This is a genomic window from Nostocoides sp. (assembly GCF_035343835.1).
In the GTDB taxonomy this organism is placed as follows: Bacteria; Actinomycetota; Actinomycetes; order Actinomycetales; family Dermatophilaceae; genus Nostocoides_A; species Nostocoides_A vanveenii.
Window position 1 is genome coordinate 1 of sequence record NZ_DAOQZV010000150.1, and the last position, 5,055, is coordinate 5,055.

Annotated in this window: 5 protein-coding genes; 1 reads left to right on the forward strand and 4 read right to left on the reverse strand. The window is 68.2% G+C overall.

What is annotated here, in order from left to right:
• Nucleotides 1-5: 5 nt before the first annotated feature.
• The 3 genes from PKH97_RS11075 to PKH97_RS11085 form a co-directional block, all read right to left on the reverse strand.
• Nucleotides 6-1,202 carry a glycine C-acetyltransferase gene (locus tag PKH97_RS11075; protein WP_324387475.1) on the reverse strand — a complete coding sequence of 399 codons (1,197 nt, stop codon included), beginning with the start codon at nt 1,200-1,202 and terminating at the stop codon, nt 6-8.
• A 2-nt stretch (nt 1,203-1,204) separates the two neighbouring features.
• Nucleotides 1,205-2,251 carry an L-threonine 3-dehydrogenase gene (tdh, locus tag PKH97_RS11080; RefSeq protein ID WP_324387469.1) on the reverse strand — a complete coding sequence of 349 codons (1,047 nt, stop codon included), beginning with the start codon at nt 2,249-2,251 and terminating at the stop codon, nt 1,205-1,207.
• Nucleotides 2,252-2,342: 91 nt separating this feature from the next.
• Entirely contained in the window at nt 2,343-3,335 is a 993-nt protein-coding gene (locus tag PKH97_RS11085) for an oxidoreductase (RefSeq protein WP_324387470.1), read from the reverse strand.
• Here PKH97_RS11085 and PKH97_RS11090 point away from each other — a divergent pair.
• Nucleotides 3,324-3,701, forward strand: a complete 378-nt coding sequence (locus tag PKH97_RS11090) for a VOC family protein (RefSeq protein WP_324387471.1) — start codon at nt 3,324-3,326, stop codon at nt 3,699-3,701. The genes PKH97_RS11085 and PKH97_RS11090 overlap by 12 nt on opposite strands.
• A gap of 113 nt (nt 3,702-3,814) precedes the next feature.
• Here PKH97_RS11090 and PKH97_RS11095 read toward each other — a convergent pair whose 3' ends face one another.
• Nucleotides 3,815-4,723, reverse strand: coding sequence for an alpha/beta hydrolase (locus PKH97_RS11095; protein WP_324387472.1), 909 nt, complete (start codon nt 4,721-4,723; stop codon nt 3,815-3,817).
• Nucleotides 4,724-5,055 lie beyond the last annotated feature (332 nt).

Sequence of the window (5,055 nt, forward strand, 5' to 3'; positions counted from 1 at the left end):
AGCCCCTAGCCCGTATGCCGTTCGCGCGCCGCGGTGAATGCGCTCACCGCGGCGCGCACATCCTCGGGGCTGTGCGCGGCGGACAGTTGAACCCGGATGCGTGCCGCACCCTTGGGCACCACCGGATAGGAGAAGGCGATGACATAGACCCCGTGGCTGAGCATGTCGTCGGCAATCTCGGCGGCGAGCCTGGCCCCGTCCTCGCCCCGGAACATCACCGGCACGATCGGGTGCTCGCCCGGCAGAAGCTCGAAACCCGCCTCATCCATCAGGGCGCGGAATAAGGAAGCATTGTCCTGCAAACGCTTTCGCGCATCAACGGCCGACGTGGCCAGCCTCAGAGCGGCCAGTGAGCCGGCGGCGACCGAGGGAGCAACGGCATTCGAGAAGAGGTAGGGCCGCGAGCGCTGGCGTAGCAGATCGACCACTTCTTGGTGGCTGCTGATGTAACCGCCGGAGGCGCCGCCCAGGGCCTTGCCGAGTGTCCCGCTGACGATGTCGACCCGATCGCGGACGCCGAACAGCTCCGGCGTCCCGGCGCCGGTCGCTCCGATGAAGCCGACCGCGTGCGAGTCGTCGACCATCACCATCGCGCCGAACTCCTCGGCCAGGTCGCAGATCTCGCCCAGCGGCGCGAAGGATCCATCCATGGAGAAGACGCCATCGGTGACGACGACGATGCGCTCCGCCCCACCATCCCGGGCCGCCACGAGCTGGCCCCGCAGGTCGGACATATCGGCATTGCGGTAGCGATAGCGCGCGGCCTTGCACAGCCGGATGCCATCGATGAGCGAGGCATGGTTCAACTCATCGGAGATGATGGCGTCGCCCTCGCCGAAGAGCACCTCGAAGACGCCGCCGTTGGCGTCGAAGCAGGAGGAGTAGAGGATGGTGTCGTCGGTGCCGAGGAAAGCCGACAGCGCGGCTTCCACGTCCTTGTGCAGGGTCTGGGTGCCGCAGATGAAGCGAACGCTCGCCATCCCGAACCCCCACTCGTCCAAGGCATTTCGCGCCGCAGCGATGATGTCGGGGTGGTCCGCGAGGCCGAGATAGTTGTTGGCGCAGAAGTTCAGCGAATCCCCGGCTGTTGTCGCGATGTGGGCCGACTGCGGCGAGGTCAATCGACGCTCGGGTTTGTAGAGCCCGGCCGAACGGATCTCCTCGAGCGTCGCGGCGAGTTCGTCGCGGACTGTTGCGTACACGGTCATACCTCCCAATTCATGACGACCTTGCCGCACTGCCCGGAGCGGGCGATGGCGAAGGCGTCGGCCCAGTCCGGTGCGGGAACGCGATGGGTAATCACCGAGCGCACAGCCTCGGTGAGCACGGCGGACGTCTGCAACATCGCACCCATGTGATACCAGGTGTCGAACATCTCCCGGCCATAGATGCCCTTGATCGTCAGCATGTGCGTGATGACTTTGCCCCAGTCGACGGGGTAGGGGCTCTTGGGCAGGCCCAGCATCGCCACTCGCCCGCCATGATTCATATTGTCGATGAGTTCGGTGACGGCACTGGGCGCGCCGGACATCTCCAGCGCGATGTCGAAGCCCTCGCGCATGCCAAGATCCTGCTGTGCCGGGCGGATTCGTTGGCGGCCGGAGTTGACGACCAGATCGGCGCCGGCCCCGGCCGCGAGTTCGAGGCGGACGTCGGACAGATCGGTGACGACGATATGACGGGCGCCGGCATGCCGCGCGATGGCCGTCGCCATCACCCCGATCGGGCCGGCCCCGGTGACGAGCACGTCCTCACCGACCATGGGCCACTGCAGCGCCGTATGGGTCGCATTGCCGAGCGGGTCGAAGACGGCGCCGAGGTCCGGGTCGATCGTGTCCGGCTGGACATAGGCATTGCTCGCGGGGATCACCACGTAGTCGGCGAAGGCGCCGTCGCGGTTGACGCCAATGCCGATCGTGTTGATGCACAGGTGTTTTCGGCCGGCGCGGCAGTTGCGGCAGTGCCCGCAGACGATGTGTCCCTCACCGGAGACCCGGTCGCCGACGCTGACCGAACCGGCCGGGACGTCCTCGCCGATCTCGACGATCTCGCCGTAGAACTCGTGCCCGATGATCTGCGGGGCACGCACGGTAGCGGCTGCCCACTCGTCCCAATCGTGGATGTGCAGGTCGGTTCCGCACAGGCCGGCACGCAGGACGCGGATCTTGACGTCATTGGGGCCGCACCGCGGCTCGGGGACCTCGATGAGTTCCAGGCCGGGCCCGGCCGCGATCTTGACCAGCGCACGCATACGTCCTCCTCGACGTCGACGGGGGGTGACGGCGCGCCCGCGTCGCGGTTTGACGGGGTAAGCCCAGCGTATGCCGTGGCGCACTGCGCGGTCAGGAGCCGGGCGCGGTCAACCGTTCGCAGAGTTCCCACAACTCCCGCGCGACGACCCGGTCGTGCGACGCCGCGCTGGAGCCCACCGGTCGCGGGTGCCCGCCCATCTCACCGATGCCGTCTGGTCCGATGTAACTTCCGCCGGGCAGATCGGGGACGGTCGCGGCATACAAGGTGGGTAGGGCGCCACGGGCCGCCGGCTGGGCGACGAACGGCAGCCGGTTGGCCAGGCCCATCACCGTGGACTGGAGGGAGCCCGAATGCGATTGCAGGTTGGTCGCGGAGTAGCCGGGATGCGCGGCCATCGAGCGCAGGGGCGAGCGGTCCGCGGTGAGGCGACGCTGCAGTTCATACGCCAGCATCAGGTCGGCGAGTTTGCTCTGACCGTAGGCGACCCACGGGTGGTAGCGGCGCTGCTCGAAATCGGGATCGTGGACGTCGATCTTGCCGATCCGGTGCATCTGCGATGACAGCGTCACAACACGGTCGGTCAGCTGGGGCAAGACCACCTGGGTCAGCAGGAAGTGCCCGAGCACATTGGTGGCGAACTGCATTTCGTGGCCCTGCGCCGAGAGCGCCTTGGGGACGGCCATGATTCCGGCGTTGTTGATCAGGACGTCGATGGGGCGGCCAGCGATCCCGGCGGCGAAGGCGCGCACCGAGTCGAGGTCAGAGATGTCGAGTTCACGGGTCTCGTGGCTGCCGCCGATCCCGGCCCGCGCGGCGTCCGCCTTCGCGACATTGCGACAGGCAAAGACGACATGAGCGCCCTTGCCGCACAAGACCTTTGCCGCCTCCAGGCCGATCCCGGAGTTGGCGCCCGTGACGACATAGGTGCGCCCCGTTTGGTCCGGAACGTCGCCGGCGGTCCACGTGGCCATAGTTCTTCCCGTCTCCACTGTTGGCTTGCCGTATGCCGTGCCCACCCTATGCGGCACCCCTTGCGTGCCGTTGTCGGCGGGGGGTGCCAGGATCGGGTCATGATCGATCACTTCGGCATCAACTGCTCCGACTTCGACGCGAGCACGGCGTTCTATGACGCGGTCCTCGGGGTGCTGGGGCAAACGCGCATCATGGACTTCGGGGTGGCCATAGGCTACGGCTCCGACGATCACCCGCAGTTCTGGATCAGCCGGTGGCCGGGGGCCGAGCCCAACCGCGAGATGCACGTCGCGTTTGCGGCGCCCGACGCCGACATGGTGAAAGCGTTCTACGACAAGGCCATCGAGATGGGTGCCGAAAGCCTGCACGCGCCACGTCTATGGCCGGAGTATCACCCCGGCTACTTCGGCGCCTTCGTGCGCGACCCCGACGGCAACAACATCGAGGCGGTCTGCCACTCGGCCCCGCCCGCCTGATCCTCGACCGCCCGCCCCAGGTATAGGGCGGACTGTGCCGCGGGATCTTGGGTTCCGGGGGCGCGGGTCGTGGCGCTCGGGTGCGTCAGCCCGGGCGATACGCAGCGGGCGCGTCAGGCGGACGCTGCGGCCGGAGCGGCCTGGCCCGCCCGAGCGGCATTCGCGGTGATGGCATCGACGATCTCGGGGATCCGGCCGCGCGGCAGGTCGTGCGCCATGTCCGGGAACATCAGCAGGCGCGAGCCCGGCACCGCCTTGGCCGTGGCCATGCCGCCGCTCGGCGTGACGAGGCGGTCGAGAAGGCCGTGGATGACCAGGGTGGGTGCGGTGACCTTGCGCAGCGCCGGGGTTCGGTCGGGGCTGGCGTTGATCGCCAGCAACTGGCGCACCCGGCCGATCGGGTCCGGGTCGCGCTCGACGGCGGCGCGCACGAGGCTGCGGATCTCCTGCTCGTCGAACTGGGGCCCGGAGATCTGCCGCCAGGCCAGCACCCCCATGTCGACGGCCTGGTCGAGGGTCTCCGCTGGCGGCGCCATCATCGAACGCCGCAGCGCAGGCAGGAAGGTCGTCGCCGGTCGTCCCTGGCGCCGGTTGCCGGTGTTGGACATGATCGACGTGAGCGAGCGCACTTTCTCGGGATGCCGGATCGTCAGTTCCTGGGCGATCATCCCGCCCATCGAGACGCCGACGACGTGTGCGGACTCGATGCCGAGCGCATCCAGCAGGCCGGCCGCGTCGTCCGCCATATCCGAGAGGAGATAGTCAGACTTGGCGAAGCGCGCGCTCGCGGCCGCCGCGAGCACGTCCTTGCGTCGGGGGCGCGGGGCGTCGGTCTTGGTGGACAGGCCGATGTCGCGGTTATCGAAGCGAATCACGCGGAAGCCCTTGGCCTGCAAGGCATCGAGCATCGGCGGCGGCCACGCGATCATCTGAGTGGCGAGCCCCATGATCAGCAGCATCGGCTCACCCGACCCCTGCTCGTCGTAGTGAAGCTGGATCCCGTTGACCTGCACCTCTGGCATGCGGGGTAGTCAATCACCTGCACCTTCAGGGGCGATGCAGGGTCGACGTGGTGATGCCGGTCACAAGGCCCCGTCCGCCGTTGCTTATCCACAGGAGGGCTGCTCTCCGGTGGCGAGATCGAACGACATGGCTCAGGGTTGGGAAGAACGGGCCGGGATCCGGCCAGAAGGGGAGGAGATTTCCGTATGCCGCGTGCTCACCGCCCGCGCCGGCTCGCCGTGGCTGCCACGGCCCTCGCCGGGGCCTTGGCCTTCTCCGCCTGTGAGGGCGGCGGCGACCCGACGCTCTCGGCGCCCCCGACGTCGCCCACAACCACCGCGCCCCCGAGTCC